This is a genomic window from Streptomyces sp. NPDC056061, from assembly GCF_042266885.1.
Taxonomy (GTDB): domain Bacteria; phylum Actinomycetota; class Actinomycetes; order Streptomycetales; family Streptomycetaceae; genus Streptomyces.
In genome coordinates this window covers 184,352-210,666 of sequence record NZ_JBHJWQ010000006.1, presented here as the reverse complement: position 1 = coordinate 210,666, position 26,315 = coordinate 184,352, and the positions used below count along the sequence as shown (strand labels likewise).

21 protein-coding genes are annotated in these 26,315 nt (G+C 71.4%); 11 read left to right on the top strand and 10 right to left on the bottom strand.

Going from position 1 to position 26,315, the window contains the following annotated elements:
• Positions 1 to 47: 47 nt before the first annotated feature.
• A complete protein-coding gene (locus ACFC79_RS12530; protein ID WP_376238945.1) occupies positions 48 to 902 on the top strand; it encodes an NmrA/HSCARG family protein in 855 nt (284 codons plus the stop codon).
• A 264-nt stretch (positions 903 to 1,166) separates the two neighbouring features.
• Here the strand turns inward: ACFC79_RS12530 and ACFC79_RS12525 are convergent, their stop codons facing one another.
• Positions 1,167 to 1,583, bottom strand: coding sequence for an RNHCP domain-containing protein (locus ACFC79_RS12525; RefSeq protein ID WP_376238710.1), 417 nt, complete (start codon positions 1,581 to 1,583; stop codon positions 1,167 to 1,169).
• Positions 1,584 to 1,622: 39 nt separating this feature from the next.
• A complete protein-coding gene (locus tag ACFC79_RS12520; protein WP_376238944.1) occupies positions 1,623 to 1,961 on the bottom strand; it encodes an RNHCP domain-containing protein in 339 nt (112 codons plus the stop codon).
• A 1,010-nt stretch (positions 1,962 to 2,971) separates the two neighbouring features.
• On the opposite strand from ACFC79_RS12520, the gene ACFC79_RS12515 reads away from it, so the two are divergent.
• Positions 2,972 to 5,554, top strand: coding sequence for a bifunctional FO biosynthesis protein CofGH (locus tag ACFC79_RS12515; protein WP_376238708.1), 2,583 nt, complete (start codon positions 2,972 to 2,974; stop codon positions 5,552 to 5,554).
• Positions 5,555 to 5,785: 231 nt separating this feature from the next.
• The gene (locus ACFC79_RS12510) at positions 5,786 to 6,901 is read left to right on the top strand and encodes an ADP-ribosylglycohydrolase family protein (RefSeq protein ID WP_376238706.1); all 1,116 of its coding nucleotides are present in this window, start codon (positions 5,786 to 5,788) and stop codon (positions 6,899 to 6,901) included.
• 131 nt (positions 6,902 to 7,032) lie between these two features.
• Here the strand turns inward: ACFC79_RS12510 and ACFC79_RS12505 are convergent, their stop codons facing one another.
• Positions 7,033 to 7,815: an SDR family oxidoreductase gene (locus ACFC79_RS12505; RefSeq protein ID WP_376238704.1), complete on the bottom strand. Its 783-nt coding sequence runs from the start codon at positions 7,813 to 7,815 to the stop codon at positions 7,033 to 7,035.
• 79 nt (positions 7,816 to 7,894) lie between these two features.
• On the opposite strand from ACFC79_RS12505, the gene ACFC79_RS12500 reads away from it, so the two are divergent.
• Positions 7,895 to 8,734: a hypothetical protein gene (locus tag ACFC79_RS12500; protein ID WP_376238701.1), complete on the top strand. Its 840-nt coding sequence runs from the start codon at positions 7,895 to 7,897 to the stop codon at positions 8,732 to 8,734.
• Positions 8,735 to 8,982: 248 nt separating this feature from the next.
• Here the strand turns inward: ACFC79_RS12500 and ACFC79_RS12495 are convergent, their stop codons facing one another.
• The 3 genes from ACFC79_RS12495 to ACFC79_RS12485 all read right to left on the bottom strand — a co-directional run bounded on the left by ACFC79_RS12495 (position 8,983) and on the right by ACFC79_RS12485 (position 11,341).
• Positions 8,983 to 9,189: a DUF397 domain-containing protein gene (locus ACFC79_RS12495; protein WP_376238698.1), complete on the bottom strand. Its 207-nt coding sequence runs from the start codon at positions 9,187 to 9,189 to the stop codon at positions 8,983 to 8,985.
• A 266-nt stretch (positions 9,190 to 9,455) separates the two neighbouring features.
• Entirely contained in the window at positions 9,456 to 10,325 is an 870-nt protein-coding gene (locus ACFC79_RS12490; protein ID WP_376238696.1) for a helix-turn-helix domain-containing protein, read from the bottom strand.
• A gap of 296 nt (positions 10,326 to 10,621) precedes the next feature.
• Positions 10,622 to 11,341 (bottom strand): GPP34 family phosphoprotein, encoded by a 720-nt coding sequence (locus ACFC79_RS12485; protein ID WP_376238694.1) that lies wholly within the window; start codon positions 11,339 to 11,341, stop codon positions 10,622 to 10,624.
• A 145-nt stretch (positions 11,342 to 11,486) separates the two neighbouring features.
• Between ACFC79_RS12485 and ACFC79_RS12480 the strand changes: the two genes are divergently transcribed.
• The gene (locus tag ACFC79_RS12480; protein ID WP_376238692.1) at positions 11,487 to 14,072 is read left to right on the top strand and encodes a D-alanyl-D-alanine carboxypeptidase; all 2,586 of its coding nucleotides are present in this window, start codon (positions 11,487 to 11,489) and stop codon (positions 14,070 to 14,072) included.
• Positions 14,073 to 14,251: 179 nt separating this feature from the next.
• The gene (locus ACFC79_RS12475) at positions 14,252 to 16,093 is read left to right on the top strand and encodes an MFS transporter (RefSeq protein WP_376238690.1); all 1,842 of its coding nucleotides are present in this window, start codon (positions 14,252 to 14,254) and stop codon (positions 16,091 to 16,093) included.
• Between the two features lie 190 nt (positions 16,094 to 16,283).
• Here ACFC79_RS12475 and ACFC79_RS12470 read toward each other — a convergent pair whose 3' ends face one another.
• Positions 16,284 to 16,646 (bottom strand): hypothetical protein, encoded by a 363-nt coding sequence (locus ACFC79_RS12470; RefSeq protein WP_376238687.1) that lies wholly within the window; start codon positions 16,644 to 16,646, stop codon positions 16,284 to 16,286.
• A 247-nt stretch (positions 16,647 to 16,893) separates the two neighbouring features.
• Positions 16,894 to 17,391, bottom strand: coding sequence for an alpha/beta hydrolase family protein (locus tag ACFC79_RS12465; protein ID WP_376238684.1), 498 nt, complete (start codon positions 17,389 to 17,391; stop codon positions 16,894 to 16,896).
• Between the two features lie 183 nt (positions 17,392 to 17,574).
• On the opposite strand from ACFC79_RS12465, the gene ACFC79_RS12460 reads away from it, so the two are divergent.
• The 4 genes from ACFC79_RS12460 to ACFC79_RS12445 all read left to right on the top strand — a co-directional run bounded on the left by ACFC79_RS12460 (position 17,575) and on the right by ACFC79_RS12445 (position 22,283).
• On the top strand, positions 17,575 to 18,219 hold the full coding sequence (locus tag ACFC79_RS12460; RefSeq protein ID WP_376238682.1) for a GNAT family N-acetyltransferase: 645 nt from the start codon (positions 17,575 to 17,577) through the stop codon (positions 18,217 to 18,219).
• Entirely contained in the window at positions 18,216 to 19,256 is a 1,041-nt protein-coding gene (locus ACFC79_RS12455; RefSeq protein WP_376238679.1) for a PaaX family transcriptional regulator C-terminal domain-containing protein, read from the top strand. The genes ACFC79_RS12460 and ACFC79_RS12455 overlap by 4 nt, the downstream gene beginning before the upstream one ends.
• A gap of 163 nt (positions 19,257 to 19,419) precedes the next feature.
• Complete coding sequence (locus tag ACFC79_RS12450) at positions 19,420 to 20,361, top strand: hypothetical protein (protein ID WP_376238677.1); 942 nt, start codon at positions 19,420 to 19,422, stop codon at positions 20,359 to 20,361.
• The gene (locus tag ACFC79_RS12445) at positions 20,358 to 22,283 is read left to right on the top strand and encodes a sacsin N-terminal ATP-binding-like domain-containing protein (RefSeq protein ID WP_376238674.1); all 1,926 of its coding nucleotides are present in this window, start codon (positions 20,358 to 20,360) and stop codon (positions 22,281 to 22,283) included. Before ACFC79_RS12450 ends, ACFC79_RS12445 begins: the two co-directional genes overlap by 4 nt.
• 265 nt (positions 22,284 to 22,548) lie before the next feature.
• Here ACFC79_RS12445 and ACFC79_RS12440 read toward each other — a convergent pair whose 3' ends face one another.
• The gene (locus ACFC79_RS12440; RefSeq protein ID WP_376238672.1) at positions 22,549 to 22,986 is read right to left on the bottom strand and encodes a hypothetical protein; all 438 of its coding nucleotides are present in this window, start codon (positions 22,984 to 22,986) and stop codon (positions 22,549 to 22,551) included.
• A gap of 342 nt (positions 22,987 to 23,328) precedes the next feature.
• Between ACFC79_RS12440 and ACFC79_RS12435 the strand changes: the two genes are divergently transcribed.
• On the top strand, positions 23,329 to 24,168 hold the full coding sequence (locus ACFC79_RS12435; RefSeq protein WP_376238670.1) for a methionyl-tRNA formyltransferase: 840 nt from the start codon (positions 23,329 to 23,331) through the stop codon (positions 24,166 to 24,168).
• A 2-nt stretch (positions 24,169 to 24,170) separates the two neighbouring features.
• Here ACFC79_RS12435 and ACFC79_RS12430 read toward each other — a convergent pair whose 3' ends face one another.
• Positions 24,171 to 26,309, bottom strand: a complete 2,139-nt coding sequence (locus ACFC79_RS12430; protein ID WP_376238668.1) for a hypothetical protein — start codon at positions 26,307 to 26,309, stop codon at positions 24,171 to 24,173.
• Positions 26,310 to 26,315: the final 6 nt, after the last annotated feature.

Below are 26,315 nucleotides of genomic sequence, written 5' to 3'. Positions count from 1 at the left end.
GCGTCGCTGGTCAGCATGGGAGGCGTGCCCTCGACCCGGGAGGAACCATGCCCATAGCCGTGCTCGGAGCGACCGGTGGACAGGGCGGTGCGGTGGTCGCCGCACTGCGGGAGGCGGGACGCCCGGTGCGTGCCGTGGTGCGGGACCCGGGCAGTGTGCGGGCCCGTGCGCTGGCGGCCGTCGGCGTGGAGGTCGTCTCCGGGGAGCTGTCCGACCCGGCCTCGCTCGCCGAGGCGTTCAACGGCGTGTCGGCGGCGTTCGCCGTCACCACACCGTTCCAGGAGGGACTGGACGCCGAACTGGCGCAGGGCGCGGCGATCGTGCGGGCCGCCGAGGACGTCCGCCTGCCGTACCTGGTGCTGGCCTCCGTCGCCAGTGCCGACCGCGACACCGGCGTCCCGCACTTCGAGACCAAGGCCAGGACCGAGGAACTGCTCACGGTATCCGGCCTCCCGGCATCGGTGGTCGCGCCGACGTACTTCTACGACAACGCTCTCGGCGCGCTCGACGAGGTGGCCGCGGGCGTCCTCACCCTGCCGCTGCCCGGCGACCGGCCGCTCCAGCAGGTGGCTCGGCAGGACCTGGGCCGGGTCGTGGCAGCGATGATGGCCGAACCGGGCCGCTGGATCGGGCAGCGCGTCGAAGTCGCGGGAGACGACCCCACTCCGGTCCGGATGGCCGAGGAGATCGGCAGGGCCGCCGGCGGCACGGTCACGTTCCGACGGGCCCCGCTGGAGGACCTGCGCACCGTCGACCCCGACATGTTCGCCATGTACCGGTTCCTGACGGACATCGGTTACCAGGTGGACCTGGCGGCGCTGCGGGCGCAGTTCCCCACCGTCCCCTGGACCTCCTTCGGGGCGTGGGCCGAGACACAGGACTGGCCGACGCCCCGGGGCTGACATCACGCCGCCGAACGGCCGAGTGGCCGAGTACAGGTACGGCCGGGTCGACCGCGCGGGGCCGCGAACGCGGCGCACGGAGCGCGAAGCGGTTCGGCCCGCTCCGTCGGGGAGCGGGCCGAACCGCGCAGTGGGAACCACGAGTGGGTCAACAGAGGTCGGGTGGCAGACGGTCTGCCACCGGACGGTCGGGTCGACCGTTCCCCGGCCGATGCGGGGGACGACGCCGTGCGCGATCCGGTGTCCGTACAGGTGGCCCGGGACTCACAGCATCAGCAGGGCGCGTACCGGGACGGCCCCGTCTGCCAATGGACGTACGGCCAGGCGCATCAGGGCGAGGGCGTTGTCGTCCCCCGCGATGCGATTGGCGCTGAGTTCACCGCAGGTCAGGCACTCGTGGATGAGCGTCCACTCCCCGTCCTCGCGTGCGGACAGGCTGAGCGCCGTCATGCGGCCCCGGCAGCCCGCTGCCCGGTCGCCCGGTATGCGCCGGTCGACGTGCAGGCTGGTCAGGCAGTGCGGGCAGTGGTTGCGGTGGGCGGTGCCCGGTGCGGTCACCGGAACGTCGAGCCGGCAGCCGACGCAACGGAACGCGTCGCCCCGGACGCCGTCCGGGCCGTGCAGGACGTCCTTCCGGCGCTGACGGCGATGGGCCGTACGGCCTGGGTTACGGCGTGGCACGGCGTTACCCCCGTCCGGTCGTCGGTATCGGGCGGCCGGTCACAGGTCACCGAACGCTTCGAGCGGGAAGGGCGGTTGGGCCAGTGGGCGCACCGCCATCCGCATCAGGATCAGTTGGTTGTCGTCCCCGCGGACCGGGTTCGAGGTCAACTCGTCGCAGCGGACGCAGCGGTGGATCACCATCCAGTCGCCGGTGCGCAGCACCGCGATGGAGATCGGTGTCATACGGCCGCCGCAGTCGGACGGGCCGCCCTCGACGTGGTCGAGGCAGTGCATCGAGTGCAGGCAGCTCGGGCAGTGGTTGCGACGGCTGCCGTCCGGGGCGAGCGCGGCGACGGTAAGCCCGCACCGCAGGCAGGTGAAGATGCCGGTTCGCAGAACGGCGTCGGCGGTGCTGCCGGGGCCGGGCCCGGAGCCGTGGGCGGCGGGGGACTTGCCGGACTTGGGGTGCTCGGGGGACTTGGGGGATGCGGACGGGTGGTGCTGGGGTCGGTCGGTGGACACCCGGTGTTCTCCTTGCCGAAGAGGGCGATCGAGGACGATCAACGCAGCAGGGAAGTACCGAGCGGCCCTCGTGGGGCATGTGCCGGGAAACCACGGCGTGACTCGACACGCGTCGGCGCACCGGCCGTTGTCGCGCGGTGGGACCGGGCGTCGGTGGCCCGGTCCGGGTGCGCGTGCGCGTCGCGTTCGTGAACGCGTGTCAGCGGGTCCGCGTGTCGGCGGAACCGTGTGTCAGCGGGATGCCATGGGCGTGCGCGTGCACGCGGGTCCGGTCGCCCCGACGCCCCGAGGAGCGCGACGAGGGAAGCTCGGGACCACGGGCCGGGGCATACATCAACTACTTTCCGGGGCACGCGCCCACAGGTCACCCGCGGTCGGCGCCGCGGTCGGGTCGGAGCACCGTAACAACGCGTCCGGCGCGCGGGCCACCGGATTTACAGACGTCGATCCCTGCCGTTCCGCAGGAACCCCGTTCCGGTTCCCGGGGCTCCCGTTCCCGGCTCCTGCCCGTCCGCCTGCCCCGACCACCCTCCCGTCCGGCCCGCACCGACCTGCCCGCACGCGCACCCCGCGCCACCTACGCCCCGCGCCACCTACGCCCCGCGCCACCTACGCCCCGCGCCACCTACGCCCCGCGCCACCTACGCCCCGCGCCACCTACGCCCCGCGCCACCTTCGCCCCGCGCCACCTTCGCCCCGCGCCACCCACGCCCCGCGTCGCCCACGCCCCGCGCCACCCACGCCCCGCGCCACCCACGCCCCGCGCCTCCGCGCCTCCGCGCCTTCGTACGTCCGTGCTTCCCTCGGGCTTCGGGCCCCGTCCCGGGGCGGACACCCGCAGAGGCCCTGGTCCGCTGCGTGCGCCCCGCTCGTATGCTCGGTCCATGACCGATCCCCAGCCCGGACGCCCGACCACCAATGCCATGCGGCGGGCCCTCAAACGCGCCCGTGACGGCGTCGCCCTCGACACGACCGAGGCCGCGGTGCTGCTCCAGGCGCGCGGCGACGACCTGAGGGATCTCGCGGCCTCGGCGGCCCGGGTGCGGGACGCCGGGCTCGAAGCCGCCGGCCGGCCCGGCGTCATCACGTACTCCCGCAAGGTCTTCATCCCGCTGACCCGGCTCTGCCGCGACAAGTGCCACTACTGCACCTTCGTCACCGTCCCCGGGAAGCTCCGGCGTGCCGGGCACGGCATGTTCCTGTCGCCCGACGAGGTCCTGGCGATCGCCCGCGAGGGCGCGGCCATGGGGTGCAAGGAAGCGCTGTTCACGCTCGGCGACCGGCCCGAGGACCGCTGGCCGGAGGCCCGGGAGTGGCTGGAGGCCGAGGGCTACGACGACACGCTCGCCTATGTGCGCGCCATGGCGATCCGGGTCCTGGAGGAGACCGGACTCCTCCCGCACCTCAACCCGGGCGTGCTGACCTGGACCGACCTCCAGCGCCTCAAGCCCGTCGCCCCGTCCATGGGCATGATGCTGGAGACGACGGCGACCCGCCTGTGGTCCGAGCCGGGCGGCCCGCACCACGGCTCCCCGGACAAGGAGCCCGCTGTGCGTCTGCGCGTCCTGGAGGACGCGGGCCGCTCCAACGTCCCCTTCACCACCGGCATCCTGATCGGCATCGGCGAGACGTACGAGGAGCGCGCCGACTCCCTCTTCGAACTCCGGCGGACCGCCCGCGCCTACCACGGCATCCAGGAAGTCATTGTCCAGAACTTCCGCGCCAAGCCGGACACGGCGATGCGCGGCATGCCGGACGCCGAACTGGAGGAGTTGGCCGCGGCCATCGCCGTCGCCCGGCACATCCTCGGCCCGTCGGCCCGCATCCAGGCCCCGCCGAACCTCGTCGACGCCGAGTACGCCCTGCTCATCGGCGCGGGAATCGACGACTGGGGTGGCGTCTCCCCGCTCACCCCCGACCATGTGAACCCCGAGCGCCCCTGGCCGCACATCGACGAACTCGCCGCGAGGACCGCCGAGTCGGGTTTCACGCTTCGCGAACGTCTCACCATCTACCCGGAGTTCATCCAGCGCGGCGAACCGTGGATGGACCCCCGGATCCTCCCGCACGTCCGTGCGCTGGCCGACCCGGAGACCGGCCTGGCCCGCGAAGGGGCGATCCCGTCCGGGCTGCCCTGGCAGGAACCCGACGAGGAGTTCGGGGCCACCGGCCGCACCGACCTGCACCGCACCATCGACACCGAGGGCCGCACCGGCGACCGCCGCCAGGACTTCGACGAGGTGTACGGGGACTGGGAGGCACTGCGCGAGGCCGCCGCCCCCGGCATGGTCCCGTCCCGTATCGACACCGACGTGCGCCAGGCTCTGAGCCGGGCCGCCGACGACCCGACGAAGCTCACCGACGAGCAGGCGCTCGCCCTGCTCCACGCGGACGGCCCGGCCCTCGACGAACTCTGCCGGATCGCGGACACCCTGCGCCGCGACACGGTCGGCGACGACGTCACGTACATCGTCACCAGGAACATCAACTTCACCAACGTCTGTTACACCGGCTGCCGGTTCTGCGCCTTCGCCCAGCGGCGCACCGACGCCGACGCCTACACCCTCTCCCTGGACCAGGTCGCCGACCGGGCCGCCCAGGCATGGGACGTCGGCGCCGTCGAGGTCTGCATGCAGGGCGGCATCCACCCGGATCTGCCCGGCACCGCGTATTTCGACATCGCGCGGGCGGTGCGGGAGCGCGTCCCCGGCATCCATGTGCACGCCTTCTCCCCGATGGAGGTCGTCAACGGGGCGACGCGCACCGGCATGTCCGTACGGGACTGGCTGGTCGCCGCGAAGGAGGCCGGACTCGGCTCGATCCCCGGCACCGCGGCCGAGATCCTGGACGACGAGGTCCGCTGGGTCCTCACCAAGGGCAAACTGCCCACCGCCACCTGGCTGGAGGTCATCCGCACCGCCCACGAGGTCGGGCTGCGCTCCTCCTCCACGATGATGTACGGGCACGTCGACCAGCCCCGGCACTGGCTCGGCCACCTGCGGACCCTGGCCCGGCTCCAGCAGGAGACCGGTGGCTTCACCGAGTTCGTCACCCTTCCCTTCATCCACACCAACGCCCCGGTCTACCTGGCGGGCATCGCCCGCCCCGGCCCGACCGACCGGGACAACCGGGCCGTCACCGCCATGGCCCGGCTGCTGCTCCACCCGCACATCACCAACATCCAGACCAGCTGGGTCAAGCTCGGCGCGGAGGGTGCGGCCGAGATGCTCCGCTCCGGCGCCAACGACCTCGGCGGCACGTTGATGGAGGAGACCATCTCCCGTATGGCCGGGTCGAGTTACGGCTCGTACCGGTCGATCCAGGACCTGATCGCCATCGCCGAACTCGCCGGGCGGCCGGCGAAGCCGCGTACGACGCTGTACGGAGAGGTGCCCCAGGAGCGGCAGCGGGCGGCGGAGGCGTCCGACGGGCACCTTCCGGAACTGCTGCCCCTGCTCCCGGACTGACTGGGGCAGGCGACCGGCCGACGCCTCCGGGGGCGGCAGGACGACGGCCGGGGCGCGTCCTTCCGGGTCGTCCGGACGGACCGCCCCGGACGGCTCCCGCCGGTCAAATACGACCTGCGGGACGTCCGTCCACATACCCGCGCTTACCCGGTTCCGCCCCCTCAACGGACGGTTCCTGTTCGATTACAGTGCTGCGCAGTGCAGGCGGGCGGCCCGACGGGGAGGGGCACGGTGAGCACAGGGACCACAGCTGTCTGGGGCCGTGCCGAGCAGCAGGACTTCCGCAGCCGGGTGCGTGGCGCGCTGCTGGGAGCGGCCATCGGCGATGCGCTGGGGGCCGGGGTCGACGGGCTCACGCTCGAAGAGATCCGGGCCGCGCACGGCGCCGAGGCCGTCACCGACTTCGTGCCCGCGCACGGCGGGCGCGGGCTGGTCACCGCCGTCACCCAGCTCAGCCTGTTCACCGTCGACGGCCTGATCCGTGCCCAGGTGCGGCGCGACACGGGCGCCTGGCATCCGCCCACCGATGTGCACCGGGCCCATCTGCGATGGGCGGCCACCCAGCGCGACTGGGGGCCCGACGAGCGGCGCAAGGACAACGGCTGGCTGGCCCAGGAGGAATGGCTGTACGCCCGACGCGCACCGGCGCGGGCCTGCCTCACCGGGCTCGGCGACATCACCATGGGCACCCTGGACCAGCCCAAGAACCCCACCGCGCGCGATGCGGGCGCCCTGACCCGGTCGGCGCCGATCGGGCTGCTCGTCGGCTGGGAGCCGCAGCTCGTCCTCCAGCTCGCCGTCGAATGCGCCGCCCAGACCCACGGCCACACCGCGGCGCTGCTCTCCTCGGGAGCCCTCGCCGTCATCGTGCACGGGCTGGCCCGCGGCGAGACCCTCGACGGTTCCGTCCAGCACGCACGGGACCTGCTCGCGGAACGTGCGGGGCACGAGCCCGTCACCGAGGCGCTCAAGCAGGCCCTCGGCACCGTGCGCCAGGGCATTCCGGGCCCGGCGCTGATCGAGTCGCTGGGCACGACGGACGCCGCCGAGGAGGTGCTGGCCGTCGCCGTGTACTGCGCCCTGGTCGGTGAGGACATCCGGCACGGGCTGCGGCTGGCCGTCAACCACGGCGGCCCCTCCTCGGCCACCGGCTCGCTGTGCGGGGCGCTGCTGGGCGCGTTGCACGGGGAGACGGCGCTGCCGCCCGCCTGGCTGGCCGAGCTGGAGGGGCGTGCCACCATGCTGGAGCTCGCCGACGACTTTGCCATGGAGATGACCCAGGGGCCCGCCCTGCACAGCCCGTCGGCCGTCGCCCGGGGCTGGCTGACCCGGTACCCGCGCGGCTGAGCCGGTGCTCTCGGGGCCGCCGAGCCGGTGATTCCGGGCCGCGCGGTTCGGCGTGCGGCCGAGCCGGTATCCGGGCCGCCGAGCCGGTGATTCCGGGGCCGCCGCGTCCGGTGTGTGGCCGACGGCCCCGTCTACCGCATCAGCTCGCCCGCGTTGACCAGCAGCGACTGCCCGGTGATCGCCCGCGCCCGGTCCGAGGCCAGGAACACGGCGGCCTCGGCCACATCGCCGTCCGTGGCGAGATCCGGGAGCGCCATGCGTTCGGCGAGTCTGCCGCGCACCTCGGCCTCGGGCACCCCCTCGGAACGCGCCGTGAGCCGCACGTACGCCTGGACCGGAGGGCCCCACATCCAGCCGGGCAGCACTGTGTTCACCCGGATCCGGTAGGGGCCGAACTCGCGCGCCATGGAGTACATCGCGGAGGTGAGCGCCCCCTTGGACGCGGCGTACGCGGCCTGCCGCACCTGGGACGGGGCGGCCACCGACGACTGCGTGCCGATGAGGACCACCGAGCCACCCCGTTCCTTCAGCCCGGGCAGGCAGGCACGGGTCATCCGCAGCGTGCCGAGCAGATTGACGTCGACGACCGCCTGCCAGGCGGCGAAGTCGGCGTCCTCGACACCGCCGAAGTGGTCGTCCCGGGCGGCCACATGGATCACCGCGTCGATCCGTCCGAACCGTTCCAGGGCCAGCCCGGCGAGCGCCCGGCACCGGGCCTCGTCCGTGATGTCGGTGGTCAGATGCGCGGTGTGCCGCCCCGACGGATCGATCTCGGCGGCCGATGCGGCGAGATGCGCGGCGGTGCGCGCGCCCAGCACCGCGTTGCCGCCGTCCCGTACGACCGCCGCCGCGACCCGGTGCCCGAGCCCGGCTCCCACACCGGACACGACGACGGTCCTCCCCGCGAGCAGCATGGTTGTCCTCCGGCCCTGGCACTTGATCTGACGGAGCGTCAGAATAGGTCGTCGCTGCGGAGTACGGAAGGGAAACGGCATGAGCGACGAGACGCGGAGCGACACCTACAGCGAGCTGGCCGCGCTGGGGCCGTACGGGGTCCATCCCGGCCACGCGCTGATCACCCTGGTCGAACCGCACCCGGGTCATGAGTACGCGTACAACCGCTGGTACGAGGACGACCACTACTACGCCGGTGCGATGGCGATGCCCTGGATATTCGCGGGACGCCGCTGGGTCGCCACTCGTGACCTGCGGGAACTGCGCTATCCGGAGAAGTCCGCCGTCGCCGGTCCGGTGGGCGCGGGCTGCTATCTGTCCACGTACTGGGTGACGGCCGGGCGCTACGACGACCACATGCGGTGGACGGTCGGGATCAACAAGCGGCTGAACCGGGACGGCCGGGTCTACCGGGACCGCACCCACGTCTTCACGTCGTTCCAGGACCATGAGGCGACGGTCTACCGCGACGGCGCCGCGGGCCCCCGCGACTTCCACGCGCTCGACCACCCCTACCGGGGCCTGGTTCTCCAGGTCGTCGACGCCGAAGAGGCCGGGAAACGGGCCGAGTTGCTGAAATGGCTGCGCGTGCGGCATCTGCCGGGACGGCTGGAGGACTCCCCGGCGGCCATGGTGACCGTGTTCCGGCCGACGCCCCTGCCGGGCGACCGGATGAGCTATGTGAAGCAGGTCGAGGGCGTCGACACCCGTCTTACCCTGCTGTGGTTCCTCCAGGCGGACCCGCGGGACTGCTGGGACGCGCACTTCACCGGGCTCGACGGCGTGGTGGCGGAATCCGGGCTGGGGCGGGTCGAGCTGGTGGCGCCGTTCGTACCGACCGTGCCCGGGACCGATCTCCACGTCGACCGGCTGCGCTGAGCCGGTGCGCCGCCCGGCGCGGCTGTGCTGCTCGGTACGGCTGCGCCGGGCGGTACGGCTGCGCCGGGCGGTACGGCTGCGCCGGGCGGTGCGGCTGCGCCGGGCGGCGCGGTGGCCGTCGGACCGGGCGGGGTGGGGTCGCCCCGGTCGAAACGGTGAGCCCTCTCGGCCAGGACGGCGGACCAGTCGAGAGGGCTACCAGCGGCACCGGAAGCCGGCACCGTCATGCGAACGTCATGCACCATCGGTCAGACGTCGAGAACAACCTTGCCGAGGTCGCGCACGAAGGTGTTCCACGCGGCGGGCACGAACGTGATCGAGGGGCCCTCGGGAGCCTTCGAGTCGCGTACGTCGACAGCCGCGGTGCGCGGGGACTTGACTTCGACGCAGGCGCCGTTGCCCCCGGAATACGAGGACTTCGTCCACTTGTCCGTAGCACCCTGACGAATGGCCATGTTCACTCCGGTTCAAAAGAGTTGTGTGAGGGGACGTGCGAAGAACGCCGACGGAGAACGCTGTTGACGAAGGAACTCAAACAACGTTCCGGCTGGCGTGATCGACGCTACTCGTCAAATTCCGAGAGCGAAGCGGCCGTTCACTCGACCTAGTGGTATGTACCAGTCAGGTCTTCCCCTCCGAGGAGGCAGCGGTGTAACTTGCCCCGCTCTCCTCGTGACATCGCCTCATTTCCTGCATACCGGACTTCTCGGTTCGGTGCGGCTCATGCGTCGTTGTGCCCGGTGTATGTCTTCATGATTTCGCCGATGAAATTCCTGCTGTGTTCCACATTCAGTGCCTGTGCGCGAAGGTGTTCGTACATGACGCTGTACTTCTGGACGTCGTGTGGTTTCTCCAGATAGAGATCGCTGGTAACGCCTTCGATATAGACGACGCTGGAGTCCGCTGCGTCCGGGAATTCCAGAATGGCGTACTGCCCGTTGATGCCGGGGTGGGCGCCCATCCCGAACGGCAGCACCTGCACGGTCACATGCGGCAGGTGCGACAGTTCGACGAGTTGTTCCAACTGGTCGAGCATGACCTGCCGGCCCCCGACCACCCGGCGCAGCGCGGATTCGTCGATCACTGCCCACAGGCGCAGCGGCTGTTCGTGCGCGGTGATCCGGTCCTGACGGCGGGCCCGGACGGTGACGCGCTTCTCGATGTCGTTCGGCGGGGCCTCCGGCAGCGCGCCGTTGATCAGCGCTTCGGCGTAGCTCCGGGTCTGCAGCAGGCCCGGGACCACCTGGGGCTCGTACACGCGCAGCGACTCGGCGTCGGTCTCCAGACCGATGTAGACGCTGTACGGGATGTCGCCGAAGGCGTGCCACCAGCCCTGCTGGCGCGAGTCCTTGGCCATCTGCATGAGCGATTCGACGATCCTGTGGTCCTCGACCTCGTACACTCCGCAGAGGTCACGCACGTCCCGCTGGCTGATGGAACGGCGGCCGTTCTCCAGACGGCTGATCTTCGACTGGGAGACCAGTAGCCGTTCGGCCACTTCCTCCGCCGTCATACCCTTGAGTTCGCGCAGTCGGCGCAATTCCTGACCCAACCGGCGTCGCCTGACGGTGGGATTGACATTGGACGGCACGGAAACAGCACCTCCGGCTGTGTGGCTGTGCGTATCTACTGCTGAGCAGATTGCCACTCCCGACTCGGGTCGCGCTGGGAAATGGACACACACGAGTGCACGGGGCAGCCGTGGTTGACGGCTGCCCCGCGCTCGGTGCGGCTCCCGGACCGGGTCTTCCAAGACGACGGCGCGGCGGTATTCGGTTGTCATCGATGTGGTGATGCGTGTCAATGCGGTGATGCGCGTCGTGCGATGTGCGATGTGCGTCTTGCGGTGGTGGTGCGCGTGCGACGACTGCCCGGGTTTCGGGCGGCCTAGGCCGTGGTGTGTGCCATGCTGCCGCGGCGCGACTGCGATTGGACTTGCGATTGCAACGGCATTCCACCCGCCTGGTTGCGGCGTGGTTGTGCGACCGCGCCGTTCTGGACGTCCATCACGGCGTGCGCCACGAGTCCGCCCATCGGGTCGTGCCTGATGAGGTCCCGGAGCCTTGAGCGCGATGAACGCCCCTCGTTCCCGGGATACAGATGCTTGCCCAGTCCGACCGCGTGGGCCAGTGCGGCGAGCGCCGCGGTCCGCGGGTCCGGCGGTACGCCGGTGCGGATCGCACTGTCCAGCCTGGCTCTGATGTCCCGGCTGATCGCCGTGTCCGTCGCCTGGTAGCGAGTCGTCGGCAGCACCCCGCACATCTGGCCGGCCACGGCATGCACCATGCCGCACCGCTCCAGGTGAGCGAGGTAGACCTGACGGAGCCCCAGCCGGGGTCCGCCGATCCAATGGACGGCCCGAACCGGGCTGCCGCGTCGGCGCAGCAGTTCCAGTGCGGAGTCCAGAGTCGGATCTCCTGTCGGCCGTGGCATCACCACGGCGATACGATCCCCGTCAGGGGCTATCCGTCCTGCCAGAGCCAGCTCCACTAGCTGAGCTCCGGCGAGGCCGAGGTCGAGCGACTGCGGCTGCGCTGTGGTACCCGTGGCCGGGTCCAGAGCGAGCAGCAGAAGCTCCTCCGGAATTGTTCTGCGGCTCCTGCCCATCCATGCCTCCCCGCGTGGATGAATGACAGGGTGACCCCTCTCACATTGGTCTGTCGAGAGTGCCTGGGGGCTTTGTACGGGAACCAGTAGGTATGTCGTTCTCGTCTAGCAGCCGAGGCCGGTGGTTCACACAGGACACTGGTAGATGGTTCGGACAGCGCGGGGAATCCACCCGCGCCGCATGGAGGAGGCATCGGTGGCGGGCGAGTCCCCCGACAGGTCGGAGCAGCAGAAGTCGTCGGGGACGGCTCGGAGCGAGAGTGATCCGAGGCTCGCCGTCTTCCGTGAAGGGTCCGCCGAGGGCGGGGAGGGCGGCGGCACGGACACCGCGACGGCCGTCTTCCGTACCGGTTCGTCCGTTGCGGGCGAGAGCGGCGGCGAGAGCGGCGACGCCGTGGACGGCGGGGCGGACACCGCGACGGCCGTCTTCCGCGCCCCCGCGCCGAAGGACGCGGCCTCCGAGGGCCCCGAGGGCCCCGAGGGGGCGGGCAGCGCCTCTGACAGCCCGGAGGAGGCGTCCCCGGCGCCGTCCGAGGGTCCCGCGGCGTCCGCGACCGACTCCGAGGGCTCCGGGCCCGCAGCGTCCGGCGAGGACTCCGCTCGCGAGGAGTCTTCCGGCGAGGGGTCCGAGGGGTCCGGCCGTACGGGCGACGCGAGTTCTCCCGCGTCCCGTGATGCCGCGTCTGCGGAGGCGGGCGACGCACGGCTGCGTGAGGCGGTCGCCGCGTGGGTGGCCAAGGACGACGACGCGGGCGAAGGCACGAAGAGCGAGGCCGCCACGGAAGGGGCCGAGGGCGCCGAGGAGCCGGTGGAGGAGCCGGGGCCGAAGTCCGAGTCCCGGAGCGCGGCGACCACGGAGACCGAGGCCGACACGGACGCGGACCGGACCGAGGCCGAGGACAAGAACAAGGCCGAGGACACCAAGGGCGGTGCGGCCGAGGCGGCCGGCGGCAAGAACGACGCCGCAGCCACCAAGGACGGCGAGCCCACCAAGGACGCCGCAGACGGCGCGGACGGCGCGGACGGCGAAGGCCGGAACGCCGACAAGAAGACGGCCGACAAGAAGACGGCCGACACGGGGACGGGCGGCGAGGAGAAGGGCGGCGAGGGCAAGACCGGAGTCGATCAGCCGACCGCCATCTTCAGGGCTCCTGCCCCGGCCCCCGTCGACCAGCCGACGACCGCGCTGAAGGTCATCCCGCCCGCGTCGAAGAACCCGGACGCCAAGCCGGACGCGAAGGCGACGCCGAACCAGGGCGCGGACGCGAAGCCCGAATCCGACGCCGAGCGGACCAGCACCTTCGTGCCGCTGCGCCGGGACGACGTGCGCCCGGCGCAGGAACCGGCGTCCAAGCCCGGCGGCAAGCCGGCCTCCGCTGCCTCCGCCTCCGCTCCGGCGCCCACGCCCGTATTCGCGCCCGCCGAGCGGACCACGCAGCAGCCGATGCCGCCCAAGCCGCCGCTCGATCTGCTGGCCGAGCTGACGAACACGCCCCCGCCGCCGGAGACGCCGGTCCGCACCGCCGTCCGCCGGGTCAAGATCTGGACCCCGCTGGTTCTGCTTCTGCTGATCATCTTTGCGATCGTGCAGATGGTGCGCCCGCTTCCGGCCCCCGAGCTCCAGATGTCGGCGAAGTCGACGTACACCTTCGAGGGCAGCAAGCCGTCCCTGCCGTGGCCCGACGAGGGCCAGGGCTACATGGCGGCGACCGGCCTGGGCACGGTGGGTTCGTTCGGCGAGCAGAAGGCCGTGCCGATCGGCAGCGTGGCCAAGGCGATGACCGCCTACATCGTGCTCAAGGGCCACCCGCTGAAGAAGGGTGAGGAGGGCCCGTCCATAGAGGTCGACGCCACGGCGGAGAAGGAGGGCGGGTACGACGCGGTGAACGAGTCGACGCTCAACACCGTGAAGAAGGGCGACAAGCTCACCCTGAAGCAGGCGCTGTCGGCGATCATGATCCCGTCCGCCAACAACATCGCGCGGCTGCTGGCGCGTTGGGACGCCGGGTCCGAGGAGGCGTTCGTCAAGAAGATGAACGACACCGCCAAGTCGCTCGGCATGAAGAACACCACCTACACCGACCCGTCCGGCCTCAACGCGACCACGGTCAGTTCGGCCGAGGACCAGGTGAAGCTCGGCGAGAAGCTGGTGGAGATCCCGGCGCTCATGGCGATCACCGTGCTGCCGTCGTGGACCGACCCCTCCGGCCACGAGTGGCGGAACTGGAACAACCTCGTTCCGTTCAACGGCTCGCTCGGCATCAAGACCGGCTCCACCACGAAGGCCGGCGGCAACCTGCTCTTCGCCGCGCACAAGATGGTCGGCAAGACCGACCAGCTGATCGTCGGTGCCGTGCTGGGCCAGCACAAGAACCCGATCATCGACACGGCCAACGCGGTGAGCAAGGACGTCATGATCGCGACGCAGGACCTGCTGAAGGACGCGAAGGTCATGAAGAAGGGCGACGTCGTCGGCTCCGTCTCCGACGGACTGGGCGGAAGTACCCCGGTGATCGTGACCAAGGACGTGACGGTGGTCGGCTGGTCCGGTCTCACGGTCAAGATCGAACTGACCGACGACGGGAAGACCATCCCGCACTCGGCGAAGGCCGGCACCCCCGTCGGCACGCTCACCGTCGGCGAGGGAGCCAGCCAGGTGAGGGTGCCCGTCGCGCTGGGGAGCGAGCTGACGGAGCCGACGTTCGGGGACAAACTGACCCGCATCGGCTGACCGGTCCATGGCTGGATCGTCCGGTCACGGGAAGAGGGTGCCGATCCCGGCACCCTCTTCCCGTCTGTACACGTGTTAGCGTCCCGGAGCGGCGGGGAGGGCGCTGGTACGCGCTCGCCCGCGGGAGTTACGGGACACGGACACGGGACACGGGGCCGGCGGAGACGGGGAGAGCCGTAGTGACCACTGCGGAGCAGCAGCCCGGCCGGGAGTCGGCCGACAGCGTGAGCGGTATCGACCCGGGCGCGGGGACGGCGACGATGCGCCCGGATGCCGAGGGCGCGGGCACCGATCCGTCCCGGCGTGCCGCCGCGCGGCGGTGGGTGCGGAGTCACCCGGTGACGGCCGTGACGGTCGCCGCCGCGGCAACCCATGTGCTCTGGTTCTTCCTTTTCGCGAACAGCGGCGGCGACCTCGCGGCGCAGGACGCCTGGGCCGAATTCGTCGGCAGACACCCCGGTACCGCGTACAACCTCGCCTGGTACGGGGGCATGCACCCCGTCTCGTACAGCGTCGTCTCGCCATACCTGATGTCGCTGCTCGGCGTCCGCACGACGATGATGATCGCCGGGACGGTGTCGGCGGCGCTGACCGCGTTGATCCTGGTCCGGGTGCGGGCCGTCCGCAACCCGCTGGCCTGCTCGTTCGCCGGACTGTTCGCGTATCTGTGCAACGCGATATCCGGGCGTGTGACGTTCGGGCTCGGCATGATGTTCGCGGTCGCCGCAGTCGCCGCGGTGTTCTGCTGGCCGCACCGCTGGCGTTACAAGCGCTGGGCGAAGGCCGCCGTGGCCGCGCCGCTCGCCGGGCTCGCGACGGCGAGCAGCCCCGTGGCCGGCCTCTTCCTGGGCGTGGTCGCCGCCGCGCTCTTCCTGAACAAGCGGCGCCCGGGTGCCTATGCGCTGGGTCTGGCCCCGGTCGTGGTCGTGGCACTGTCCGCGCTGCTGTTCCCGTTCTCCGGCACGCAGCCGATGTCGCTGGGGTCCATGTCACTGCCCTTCCTCCTCGCCCTGTTCGTCTTCCTCCTCGTACCCCGTGAGTGGAAGACGGTCCGGACCGCGGCCGCCGTGTACGGCGTCGGAACGGTGCTGACCTACGTGATCGACTCGCAGATCGGGTCGAACGTCACCCGCATGGCGATGCTGTACGGCGGTGTGGTGCTGCTCGCCGCGCTGCCGTACACGCAGCCGCGCTCCCGTCGCTGGTACGCCCTGGTGCTCGCGTTCGTCGGCATGAACTTCTGGATCGGATTCAAGAGCGTCGACGACATTGTCCGGACCGCGCCCGCCGCGTCCTGGGCACGCGAGGTGGCCCCGCTGGTCCACCAGCTCCAGAAGGTCGGCGCCGAGCGCGGCAGGGTGGAGGTCGTGCCCGCGCGCAGCCACCGTGAGGCGTCCGCGCTCTCCCCGTACGTCAATCTCGCCCGCGGCTGGAACCGGCAGGCGGACATGGAGCGCAACCCGCTCTTCTACGACGACACCCTGAACAGCGACAACTACCGGCAGTGGCTCGACCGCTGGGCCGTGCACTACGTGGTGCTGCCCAAGGGCGAACCGGACGCCAACGGCGCGGTGCAGGAGGCGGAGCTCGTCGCGTCCGGTCAGCCGTACCTGAAGCGGGTGTGGTCGAACGCCAACTGGCAGCTCTTCGCGGTCGAGGACCCGGTGCCGTTGGCCGATCCGCCGGCCTCGGTCGAGCGGGCCGACGCGGGTGAGCTGACCATCCACGTGAAGACCCCCGGACGGATCCTGATCCGCATTCCGTACTCGCGCTGGCTCGCGCTCGTCGACGACAAGGGCAAGAGCGTCGAACGCCCGCAGGAGACCGAGGAGTCCAAGCGGCGTACGGACGAGAACACCCCGCGGACCTTCGTCAACACCAACGGCTGCCTGATCAAGGCCGAGGAGGACCTGGACGGCGACGAGTGGACGGAATTGCTCGCGCCGCGTCCGGGCCTGTACCGCCTGACCGCGCCCTACCAGCTGTCACCGGGTACGCCGTGCCCGGAGGAACTGCGCTGAACGGGCCGAGCCCACCGAACGGGCCGAGCCGACTGAACGGGCCGAGCCCACTGAACGGGCCGAGCCGACTGAGTCGGCCGAACGGGCCGCGGGTTCCGGGCCGCGGGTTCCGGGTGTCGTGGCAGAACACGGGGGCTGTCGGCCCGCGCCCGGAGTCATGACGATCCCGGCCCCCGGATCGCGCCCGGCGTCATGACGATTCCGGCCCCCGGCCCGTCCCCGAGCCCAGGCGTTCCAGGAAATGGCGCTGACCGTCGAGGGCGCCGTCGGCGAACAGGGCCCGGGGCGCGAACAGCGCGGTCGGGGTGAGCCGGATCTCGGAGTCCTTGGTGTCGTGCTTCAGCAGGGAGTGCGTGGCGTCGGGGACGCGCCGCACCTGAAGGGTGTTGTGGGGGAGGAGTGCGCGACACGTCTTCTCCGTGTCGGCGACGTCCACGTTGATGTCGTGACCGCCCAGGACCAGCACGATCGGGGTGCCGCGCATCGCCCGCAGGTCCGCGGTGGCGTTCGCGGTGTAGTTCCTGGCGATGAACCGCCGGCGATCGGCCGTCATGTCCTCCGTGCCCCGCCGTCCGTGCCCCGCCGTCCGTGCCGCCACCGTCCGCGCCCACGTCGGCCGTGACCGTCTCGCGGTACGTGTCGAAGGAGGCGTTCTCGCGCAGCAGGCGGAGTGCGGTCTCCCGGCGGCGCGGGGCGGCCTCCCGTTCCGCGTCGGACGCACCGTCCCGGCGGAGTTCCGCGAGGAGGTTGTACCGCCCCTGCCACTGCCAGTCGATGGCCGGTGCTACCTGGCCGGCCCCTCACAGGCCGATGCGCCGACCGTCGATGTCCGGCCGCGCGCGGGCCCAGGCCACGGCGGCCAGGCTCTCGTCGGCCCGGTCCGCCATGCTCTGATCGAGCCAATTGCCCTCCGAGCCCGCCACACCGGGCTTGCTGAAGGACAGCGAGGTAGCCGACGCGGGCGAAGGACTCCCAGATCGGGCGGTAGAACGTCTCGTGCGTGGCGTCCACCGGCGCCCGTCCCCGTGCACGAAGAAGGCGAGCCCGTACGGTCCGTCGCCGGTCCGGGGCAGGGCCGGCACCCCGTCGAGCGTCGCTCCGGCGTGGCGCCGGGTGACGCGCTCCTCGCGCAGGTCGTAATCGTTCTGCCGGAGCACCACCACGACCGCCGACGCGGCGAGCAGCACGAGCGCGATCAGCGTCCCCAGCACCACCCGCCACCTGCGTCGCCTCCTCGTTCCGGCGCGTCCCTCGGACGATGCGGTTCCGCCGTCGGCCTCAGCCTCCCCATCGGTCACCGTTCCCCACTCCGTTCATTTCTATCGCTGATAAAACGCTCGTTTTCGAAGTGAGCGTACATATTATGTTCAAACGAGTGAGGGGTGGCGGCTGTCGCCGGTCCGGCCCGCCGGGAGCGGATGCCCGGAAACGGGTAGCGGCCGGCGCGCAGAGGCAGTGGGAGAAGACGGATTGGAGCAGCGATGACGGGTCCGGAGGCCGGACGCGGGCGGCGCGGCGGGCCGGTGGAGGTGCGCCGGTCGATTCCACGAGGCGCCGAGGCGCGTGTCGCGGAGCTCTACTGGGAGGCGTTCGGCCGCAAGCTCGGCCCGGCCCTCGATCCGCCCGACACCGCACGGGCGTTCATCGCCCACCACCTCCACCACGACCGCGGGATCGCCGCCCTCCTGGACGGCGAAGTGGTCGGTGTGGCCGGATACCAGCTCGGTGGGCGCGCGCTGACCGGCGGCGGGGCGCGGGACGTGCTCGCGACGTACGGGACGCTGCGCGGGCTGCCGCGCCTGGTGCTCCTCTCCGTGCTCTCGCGCACCCCGGCGGCCCGCGAGCTCGTGATGGATGGCATCGCCGTGAGCCCGGTTTGCCGAGGTCACGGGATCGGCAGCCTGCTGCTGAAGGAGATCGTGGCGCTGGCCGCCGACCACGACTGCCGGCGCATCAGGCTGGACGTCATCGACGTCAATCCGCGGGCCCGCGCCCTGTACGAACGGCACGGATTCACCGCGGCGCGCACCGAGCGCACGCCCTACCTGCGCCACCTGATGGGATTCTCGGCGGTCACCACCATGTACCGTCCGGTCGCGGCGGCGGACCACGAGGAGGCGCGATGAACGGCGGAAGAAGCAGGGTGGAGGTTCCGACCCGTCTGCTGGTGCACTCCCTGGTGCGCGAGGACGGCACGGTGGACGCCGGAGAGCTCTATGCCGTCGCAGGCATCCTCGGTATGACCGACCAGCAGGTGCGGCTGTGCGTCAAACGCCTCGTCGCCGAGGGCCGGTTCGACCACGAGGGCCGCGGGCGCAAGGCCGTGCTCCGGGCCACCGCGGACGCCACCGGCTCCCTCGCCCCGGACGCCGACTTCGTGCGCCATGCCTACCGTCAGGACCGGGGCCGCGCCCCGTGGGACGGCGTCTGGCACCTGTTCGCCTTTGCCGTGCCCGAGGCCAGGCGGGCCGCCCGCGACGCGCTCCGCGACAGCCTCCTGCGCCTGGGCGCGGCCCCCGTCCAGGGCGGTTTCTACGCGAGCGCCAACCCCATCGAGCCGTACGTCGAGGCCGAGGCCCGGACGCTCGACGTCCTGCCCGCCGTCACCTTTCTCACCAGCACCGATCTGCGCATCGGCACCGTGGGCCGACCGGCCGATCTGGCGGCGTCCCTGTGGCCGCTCGCCGAGATCACGGAACGCTACGACCGCCTCGCCGATCTCGCCGAGTCCTGCCTCACCGAGATCGACCGCGGCGCGGAACGGCAGGGCGAGGAGCCGATCGGCGCGGCCTGGGGCGGCGAGGGGATGGTGGCCCGGGGCGGTGGCGGGGCGTCGGTCCGGGGCGGTGGAGAGCCGCTCCCGGACGCCGAGCGGCTGACCATGGCCGTCGAGCTCGCCGCCGAGTTCACCAGGGCCATGGAGCCCGATCCGCTGCTGCCGCCCGAACTGCTGCCCCACCCCTGGCCCGGCCGACGGGCCAGGGAACTCACCGCCGCCTGCTGGGGCCGCCTGCTGGAGCCCCGGACCGGGCGCGGCGACTCCGCGCAACTGCCGCGCCTGTTCCGCCTGTACGGGGACGTGCTGGAGCAGGACGGGCCGGATCCCGAAGGCGTCGGGATCGGGGGACGCGACGCAGCCGGTCGGATCCAGGTGGATCAATGAGCACGAAGGCGGCGAGCGAAGAGCGGTGGACGGAGGCGAGGTGCGGGAGCGGAGGATGGAGGCGAGGCACGGGAGCGAAGGACGAAGGACGGAAAGCACCGTGACGAATATGTGAAGAAAAGGGGCTATCGTCTGCACGTCGCCCGCGTATCCGGGGCGATTCATGAGGACCACGTGGGAGGGCGAGTCGTCGGTGGGCAAGAAGATCGAGGAACTCGATGTGGAGATCGACGAGTTGTCGCTGTCGCTCGTCGGATGGCAGGTCGAGAACGTGCGGGCGAGGCTCGTCACGGAGAGCTTCGACGACACCCATTTCCAGGAGATCGTCGTATCGGGCACTGCGCGGTTCCTGCGCGAGGACTGGACCGACCGGTTCACGAGCGGCGAGGACGACGACTACCCGCCCACCCTCCTGCTGGGGCTGAGCCCGGTGGACCGGCCGGAGTTGGTCAGCTACACGCATGCCGTGCTGGAGACGATCAAGAAGGCGGGCAAGCGGCCGGTACGGTTCTCCGAGTCCAGCAGCACCTGGGAGTGCTCCAGGCGCGTGGGGCCCGAGGAGATCCGCCTCCAGGTGACCTCCTTCGACCTGAGCGAGACCGACATCGGCCTGGTCTGGCCCGGGTCACGGACGAAGCCGCTGCCCGTCGAGCTTGTCGACGAGACGGTTCACGAGGCCGTGCGGCTGAAGCCCACCGTCTGCGACGCGACGCTCGTCGGAAAGCGGCGCGACGGCTCGTTGCAGATACGTCTCGGCGGCTTCGCGGAGTTCGGATCGGCCGGCGAACTGCTGGCCGACTGCATCGCCATGGAACCCTGGCGCGGCGACGGCCTGCGGACCGACGACCTGCGGGACGACGACATCGAGGCCGAGTGCCCCTTCGAGGTCCCGATGCCCGGAATCTGCGTCGAGGTGCTGGACGGAACCGACTTCCTGCTCGACAAGCGGGAGGTGTCGCTCTACGGGAGGGTCCGCGTGGAGGAAGGGGTCGCGCTGCCGTCGCGTCAGCCGCGCTGGGTCGCCCAGTGCTCGCTCGACCTGGACGACCTGTCCGGCGAGCCCTCCCGCATCGTGGCCCGCGTGATGGACGCGGAGGACCTGTGACCGCCCCGGTGGCGGCCGTCGTCGCCCTGCGGGACACCCTCGTGCGCGAGCACGCGCAGGCACCCGGACTCTTCCGCGAGATCGCGCGGATGGAGGAGTTGCTCGCCGACACCTACCGCGACCGCGTCCCGTACGAACTGCTCCAGAACTCCGACGACGCCGGATCCACGTCCGTGGTCGTCGAGGACCTGGGGGAGGGGCGGTTCCGTTGGAGCAACGACGGCCGGTCCCTGGACGCGGCGGACGTGGAGGCACTGTGCCGCAGCGCCAACTCCACCAAGTCGCGCGGCGGGGACTCGATCGGATACCGGGGCATCGGATTCAAGTCGCTCGCGGCGATCGCCTCCCGGATCGACGTCCGCTCGTCGGGCGTGCGCTTCGCCTTCGACAGGTCGGCCGCGGCGGCGCTGCTCGGTGAGCCGGACGAGAACGCGGTGCCGCTGATCCGGATACCCGCCGAGGTACACCCGGACGCTCCGGCCGACGGCGTGGCCTTCACCGTCACATGCCGGCCCGACGCCGCAGGAGCGCGGGGCGCGATCGACCCGCTCAGCGCCCTCTTCCTGCGGAACGTGACGCGGATACGGATCGGGACGCCGACCACGGCCTCGTCTTCGTACACGGCCTCGTCGCCGTCGCCGTCCGCTTCCGCTTCCGCGTCCGCTTCCCTGCCCGGGATGGCGCCCGTGACCCCGTCCATGTCCGCGCATCAGGACATCCGCGTCGAACGGGACGCGTCGCGGGTGGTGCTGCGCCTCGGCGCGGACGAAGCGGCGTTCGCCCTGTTGCGGCACGGTTCGGCGACGGTCGCGGTGCCGCTCGACGCACGCGCACTCGCCATGACCGGCGTACGCGGCCGCCTCGCCTGCTTCCTGCCGCTCCAGGACGAGGTGGGACTTCCGGTCGTCGTCTCGGGCGACATCCTCACCGACCCGTCCCGCACCCACGCGGTGACGGCGGACGAGTCGACCCGCCGGGTCCTCGCCGACGCGGCCCGGGCGATCGCGGAACGGCTGCGCTCGCCCGGCGACCCGGTGTCCGAGCGGCTGTGGCAGTTGGCCCTGGACGGCGAGGACCTGCGCAGCGTGATGGTCTCGGCCACCGCATCCGCAGGCAAGCTGCTGGTGACGTCCCTGAGGGACGAGATGACCGGGCGGCGGCCGACGTTCGCCCATTCGCCGCTCCCGCTGGAGCCGCAGGACGTGGCCGTCATCTTTCCCGGCGGTGCCCCTGCGGCGCTCTACGAGCCGCGCCACCAGGCCGCCGCCCGGGCGCTCAAGGCGGTCCTGGGCCTGCGCAGCATCGACTTCGGGACCGCCCTGGCCGAGGTGGACCCCGCCGCGCTCTCCGAGGCGCTGCGCTCGCGGCTCGGCGCGTACTTCGGGGAACTCGCCCGTACCCACGGCCGGAAGCTCACCGAGGCGGAGCGCAGGCTCGTGCAGGAGGCCGCCCCGCCGGAGCGGACCCGCGCGGCCCCGGACCCGGCCGGGGAAATCCGGATGACGAAGGCGGCACCCCGCCCCGACGGCTCCCTGGCGTCCGTGCTCAAGCGGTGGAGGGCTGCGGAGCTCGCCGCGAAGGAGTACCTCAACCAACTCGGCTGGACGCTTCGCGACGTCAGCGCGCAGAACGTCGGCTACGACCTCGAAGGAACGGACCCGCGGGGCAAGTCCGTCCGGATCGAGGTCAAGAAGGTGGACCGGCCCGACGCGCGGTTCGCCATGACCAACAACGAGATGTCCCTCATGCTGACGGAACCGGGCGGCTACCTTCTCGCCATCGTGGTCGGCGACGGCCGTCACGCCCGGCTCATGCTGCTCGATCCCTCCCGGGACGACCTTCCCAGGGAGCGGGTCTGCCGGCGCTGGGACTGGGAGTTCACCGACTGGTCGCGGTTCGCCGAGACTGTCGCCGACGGGTGACATCGCTCGCCGGGCGGAGGCCGAACGGGACAACCTGGTCCCGCGGCCCCCGCCCCGGCGCTGCAGACACCGCTCACACGAACGACACCGGGCTCCTCCCGGCACCGCTCACCGGTCGGCCCGCTCCGGGACACGGCACGGGTCCGGCGTATCTCCCCGAACCTGTCGAATGCACCCCGGGGCGGCCGGAGTTCAGGGCAATCCCATCGAACGGAGCCTGTATCGGGCGGAGTTCCTTCGAAACCCCTCACCCGTCGAACACGGCCTACGCCGACCGGAGTTCCGCCTGGTCCTTGACGCCGGTCATCTGCTCGCCGTCGACGACGTACGTCACCACGCCCGACCACCGGCGATCGGCGCCCTGGCGCCACTGGGTGAGCAGTCCCGGCACCCAGGTGCCCCCGATGCGCACATGGCACGGTTTCGCGTCGGCCGAGGGCCGGAATTCGGGAAAACACGGGATGCAGGCCCCGCGTCCCTCCGCCTGCGCCACGGAAAGTGCGACATTCTGCGGCTCGTGCGTGTCCCGCCCGAACCGTCGGGCCTTCCGCTGCCCGTCGTGCAGGGCTTCGCAGTCCGTCGTGCGGTGGAAGACCGATCCGCCCCGGGTGGTGAACACCCGGGCCGTCAGCCCTCTGGGCACGGGAGCGCACTCGGTGCACTGCCCCACCACGAGATCGTGCACACACCGTTCGTCCGCCATGTGTTCATGATCGCGGGCGGAAACCTCGCTCACAAGATCGGATCACGCCGCCTGCACGGCCATGGACCGCACCCTCCGCACCCTCCGCACCGCGAGGGCCGCGTGAGGCCGCGCGAGGCCGTGGACGGCGGGCCCGGCCGCTCGTGGAAGACCGGCGCAGGTGGCCGGCGACGCGTCGTGGTGGGGGAAGCGGCGGAGGTACCGCTGTCCGGCCGTCGGTGAGGATCGCCGTGACGAGGGGCTGGGAGCTGAGCAGGAGCACGGATGTCATCACCGGATCCATGAGACGATCACGCACCTTCGTGGTTGGGCTTCGCCCCTCGTGTGGAAGGTGGCTGACGGATGCGCGTAGTGCTGATGTCGTACGCGGCTGAGGGCTTCGAGGACTTGCAAGCGGCGTGCGAGACAGCCGGCCACGTCCCCGTCGCGTACGTGTGCGCTGCCCCGAAGGGCGGGGCAGTTGCGGATGAGGTTCTGGCGGCGATGCCGCCGGGTCCCGATCTGCTGGTCCCTCGCAGCCCGCAGGGCCTCGCGCTCGGCCTCGCCGGATACGAACCCGACATTGTCGTGTGCTACGGGATTCCGTGGCGACTGCCCACGTCCGTGCTGCGCGTACCGAGGCTTGGGGTGTTGAACGTCCACCCGTCGCTGCTTCCGCGGCACCGGGGGCCGATGCCGGTGCACTGGGCCGTGCGGCACGGCGACGAGGAGACCGGGGTGACGGTTCACTGGATGGACGAGGCGTTCGACAGTGGCCCGGTCGTGGCTCGGCGCGGCGGCATTCCCCTGCCGGACGATCTGTCGGGCGACGCGGTCTTCACGCAGGTCCGGGCCACGATCCGGACTCTGGTACCGGAGGCACTGGCCCTGGCGGAAGGCGGATTCGCGGGCACGCCACAGGACGAGTCGCTGGCGTCGTACGAAGGTTTCATGGGTCCCGGGAGCGCGTTCATCGACTGGAGCCGACCGGCCCGGGAGATCCACAACCTGGTGCGGGCCTACCGTTTCGGCCTGTTCGCCGTGCCGGGGCCGCTGGCGGTCGTTCGGGGCAAGTGGGTCAGCGTGCTGCGGACCAGCGCGGTCGAGGCGAGCGGAGTGAGGAAGCGGTGCGGGGACGGGCCGCTGTGGGTCACCGAATCGGTGCCGGTTCCGGCTCGTGATCGTTGGCTGGCCTCGTCGTGAGGTCACTGCTGGACGATGCTCTCCCGTAGCCGTACGGCGCGCGGATCGGTGAACGCCCTGAGCAGGTCGCATGCCTCAGCTCGTGCGTCGGTGGCCTCCTGCGGTGTGTCGGCACGGTCCAGGGCATCCGCCAGGTGCACCAGCGTTCGTGCTGTCTCCCATGTCTGATCGAGGTCGCGGTAGGCGGCCACTGCCCGGCGGTGGCATTCCACGGCTTCCCGGACGCTGCCGAGCCGCAGATGTGTTTGCCCGAGGCCGTCCCAGGCAGCGGCTCGGCGGGCGCGGTCGCCCAGCTGTTCCTGGAGTACGGGGGCGCGACGGTAGGAGGCCAGCGCCCGGGCGGGACGCCCGATGGTGCGTTGAGCATCGCCCAGGGCAAGCAGCCAGTAGCCTTCCGCGGCCGCGCTGCGGATCTCCGTGGCGATGGCTACAGCCTGCTCGGCATGTGTCAACGCGGCATCCGTGTCTCCGCTGTCCAACTCCGCCGCGGCGAGCAGTCGGAGGGCATTGCCCTCGGCGTGGCGGTCGCCGTGGGTCCGGAATACCTCGATTCCCCGGAACAGCGGACCGAGGGCGCGGGCCGGGTGCCCGAGCTCCAGTTCCACCTGCGCGAGGTTGACCGCCACGCGAGGTTCCCAGAAGGCATCGTCGAGCGCCGCGAACAGAGCCCTGCTGTCCTCGAACGCCGCTTGCGCCTGTGCGAGGTTGCGGCGGCGTAGTTCGAGGAGGCCAAGGCCGTTGAGCGTCAGTGCCTCACCGAAGGCGTCGCGCAGGTCCCGGCGCAGGGCCAGCGCCGCCCCGTAGTGCTCGGCGGCGGCGGCCAGGCACTGGGATTGGGCGTACGCCATGCCGAGGCTCTCCTCCAGTTCGGCTTCGGCGCCTCGATCGCCGTCGCGCCGGGCGGCCTCCAGACCGATCCGCGAGGTGGCGAGCCAGTCCTGGAACGGGTTGTTGGTCATGTAGATGGCCCGCAGGACCACCGCCAGCTGCCAGGCGATCCGGTCCAGCCCACCACTCGCGGCTGTGCGTACGGCAGCCACGAGGTTGTCGCGTTCCGCCTCGTACCACTGCATCGCCCTTGCCTCGTCGGCGAACCACATCTCAGGCAGTCCTGCCTCGGCGGGTACCAGCTCCACGCGGGGCTCCCGCGGTGCGAGGCGGGCCCGGACCGCGTCCGCAGTGTGCAGGTACCAGGTCAGCAACGTGCGCAGCGCGTTGTGGCACTCCTGCGGGGTCTGTTCCAGCCGTGCCCGATCGGCGGCATAGGCATGCAGCAGGTCGTGTAGGCGGAAGCGATCGGGCGCGGTCTGATCGACCATATGTGCGGCAGCGACGACATCGAGCAGGCGTCGCGTGGTACGGACGTCGACTCCTGCGAGGGCCGCCGCAGCCGTGTCGCTGAAGTCCGGCCCGGGGTGCAGTCCGAGCAACCGGAACAGCCGGGAGGCATCTGGGGGCAACGCCCGGTAGGACCACGTGAACACGGGACGCACCGCTTCGGACTCCTCGTCGCCGTCTGCCGACAGAACTTCCCACCGACCGGACTCGTCACGCAGCTCGCCGATCAAATCCGCCAGGTGCATCAACGGCCGCCCCGCCGCGCGCTCGGCAGCGATCCTGAGCGCCAACGGCAGGCGCGCGCACAGCGAGGCGAGCTCCGCCACCTGAGCGGGATCGTCCTCGCACCGGTAGCCCTGGGTGACGCTGTGCAGCAGGGCGACCGAGCCGTCCTGGTCGAGCACATCCAGCGTGAGGCGCCGCGCTGCCTCCCGGATCGTCAGGCCGGGCAGCCGGTGCCTGCTGGTCACGATGGCCAGGCATCCCGGAGTCGCCGGAAGCAAGGGCCTGACCTGGGACGCGCCGGCGGCGTTGTCGAGCACGATCAGCAGCCTGCGGTCGGCGAGCCAGGAGCGGAAGGCCGCGGCCATGTGCTCGCCCTCGGCATGAACCGCGTCCGCAGGAGCGCCGAGCACCCGCAGGAAGCCCTCCAGGACCCGTTCGTACCTGACCGGCGCGTGCGGGCCGTAGCCGTGCAGCTCGGCATACAACTGGCCGTCCGGGAACCGATCACGGACCGCGTGCGACCAGTGCAGCACCAAGGACGTCTTGCCGACCCCGGCAGTGCCGGTTACCAGCAGCACCCGCGC

Coding starts and splice junctions, on each gene's coding strand:
- ACFC79_RS12530 (WP_376238945.1), top strand. CDS start 48: ATGCCCATAGCCGTGCTCGGAGCGACCGGTGGACAGGGCGGTGCGGTG.
- ACFC79_RS12515 (WP_376238708.1), top strand. CDS start 2,972: ATGACCGATCCCCAGCCCGGACGCCCGACCACCAATGCCATGCGGCGG.
- ACFC79_RS12505 (WP_376238704.1), bottom strand. CDS start 7,815: ATGCTGCTCGCGGGGAGGACCGTCGTCGTGTCCGGTGTGGGAGCCGGG.
- ACFC79_RS12500 (WP_376238701.1), top strand. CDS start 7,895: ATGAGCGACGAGACGCGGAGCGACACCTACAGCGAGCTGGCCGCGCTG.
- ACFC79_RS12495 (WP_376238698.1), bottom strand. CDS start 9,189: ATGGCCATTCGTCAGGGTGCTACGGACAAGTGGACGAAGTCCTCGTAT.
- ACFC79_RS12485 (WP_376238694.1), bottom strand. CDS start 11,341: ATGGGCAGGAGCCGCAGAACAATTCCGGAGGAGCTTCTGCTGCTCGCT.
- ACFC79_RS12480 (WP_376238692.1), top strand. CDS start 11,487: ATGGTTCGGACAGCGCGGGGAATCCACCCGCGCCGCATGGAGGAGGCA.
- ACFC79_RS12470 (WP_376238687.1), bottom strand. CDS start 16,646: ATGACGGCCGATCGCCGGCGGTTCATCGCCAGGAACTACACCGCGAAC.
- ACFC79_RS12460 (WP_376238682.1), top strand. CDS start 17,575: ATGACGGGTCCGGAGGCCGGACGCGGGCGGCGCGGCGGGCCGGTGGAG.
- ACFC79_RS12455 (WP_376238679.1), top strand. CDS start 18,216: ATGAACGGCGGAAGAAGCAGGGTGGAGGTTCCGACCCGTCTGCTGGTG.
- ACFC79_RS12450 (WP_376238677.1), top strand. CDS start 19,420: ATGAGGACCACGTGGGAGGGCGAGTCGTCGGTGGGCAAGAAGATCGAG.
- ACFC79_RS12440 (WP_376238672.1), bottom strand. CDS start 22,986: ATGGCGGACGAACGGTGTGTGCACGATCTCGTGGTGGGGCAGTGCACC.
- ACFC79_RS12435 (WP_376238670.1), top strand. CDS start 23,329: ATGCGCGTAGTGCTGATGTCGTACGCGGCTGAGGGCTTCGAGGACTTG.